The sequence below is a fragment of the Bradyrhizobium sp. i1.15.2 genome, assembly GCF_040548425.1.
In the GTDB taxonomy this organism is placed as follows: Bacteria; Pseudomonadota; Alphaproteobacteria; order Rhizobiales; family Xanthobacteraceae; genus Bradyrhizobium; species Bradyrhizobium canariense.
Genome location: NZ_JBEPRQ010000082.1, coordinates 1 through 1369 on the forward strand (window position 1 = coordinate 1; position 1369 = coordinate 1369).

1 pseudogene is annotated in these 1369 nt (G+C 57.9%); it reads left to right on the plus strand.

The window, feature by feature from the left end:
• Positions 1-89: 89 nt before the first annotated feature.
• A pseudogene (locus ABIB80_RS39290) lies at positions 90-737 on the plus strand (IS3 family transposase); the annotation flags it as partial.
• Between the last annotated feature and the right edge of the window lie 632 nt (positions 738-1369).

Below are 1369 nucleotides of genomic sequence, written 5' to 3' on the forward strand. Positions count from 1 at the left end.
ATCAGCAAGCCGCCTGACCTTCACGCAACGCCATCGTAGAACTCGCCGCGCTCGCGCGCATGTGTCAATCAGGCGGCCTTCGTCGTATGCGTACCATTCATGTGCTGCTGCAACGGGAGGGCTGGGCCGTTAACGTCAAACGGGTCTATCGCCTGTACCGGGAATTGAGCCTGCAATTACGCAACAAAACGCCCAAGCGCCGCGTCAAGGCCAAGCTGCGAGAAGATCGAACCGATGCCAAACAGATCAACGAGACCTGGGCCATGGACTTCGTTCACGACCAGCTGGCCACCGGCCGCAAACTCCGCGTGCTGACGATTGTCGACATCTTCAGCCGCTTCTCGCCGGCGGTCGATCCGCGGTTCAGCTATCGAGGCGAGGACGTTGTGCTGACTCTGGAGCGCATCTGCAAAACCGTCGGTTACCCGAAGAGCATTCGTGTGGATCAGGGATCGGAGTTCATCTCCCGCGATCTCGACATCTGGGCTTATCAAAGAGGCGTTGTGCTCGACTTCTCACGTCCCGGCAAGCCGACGGACAATAGCTTCATCGAATCCTTCAACGGCAAGTTCAGAACCGAATGCCTGAACATGCACTGGTTCCTGAGCCTTGACGACGCCCGGCAGAAAATGGAGGATTGGCGTAGAGACTACGACGAAGTCCGGCCCCATAGCGCGATCGGCAACCAGGCGCCGATATCGCTGTTGAATGGCTCATCGGCGCCCCCGCCGGCATGAGCTAAACCCCGGAAAATTCCAGCATCAGCTGGCCTAGTTTTGGGGAGCACTTCAGGAGGGGCCGGGCCCTCGGGGCGTTCGGCCTCGGCGATAGGGGCCGCCAACCAATCGATAACCAATACTACGGCGCAACCAAGCGCGAACAGACGCGACTAATCATCGCCAATTTCATTAGGGTTTTCAGTGTTCTGCGGGCTCCCTTCCCGCTCATAACGGTCTGGTTGCAGGTTCGAGTCCTGCCTGGGCCCACCAACGTGATCAATAGTTTACTTCGTCTTTGTTGCCTGCAGCGCTGCCGCCGCACCAGATACGTGCACTTGTCGTTCGTGGCCGGGTTTGGCATCGAATCATTCGCCAGTGTTAGATGGATAGGGGATGGGAGCAACAAACCCACGCGGCACCAGACTGGAGCGGTGGAGTGCTTGCTGCATGCCTCCAATCAAAGCTCCACGCACCCCCAAACTGCATCAAACGTTAGTCAGAGCCAATATTGTAAGCCGAATAACAACTTTCTTGGAGCGCAACACCTCCCCTATGTAGTCGTCCGTTAAGAAGCCGAATTGAGCGGGGCCGGACAGGCGGGCGTGCGCCAGAGCTGGATCAGGAACAGGCACAAGAGTTCTCTGAGCCAG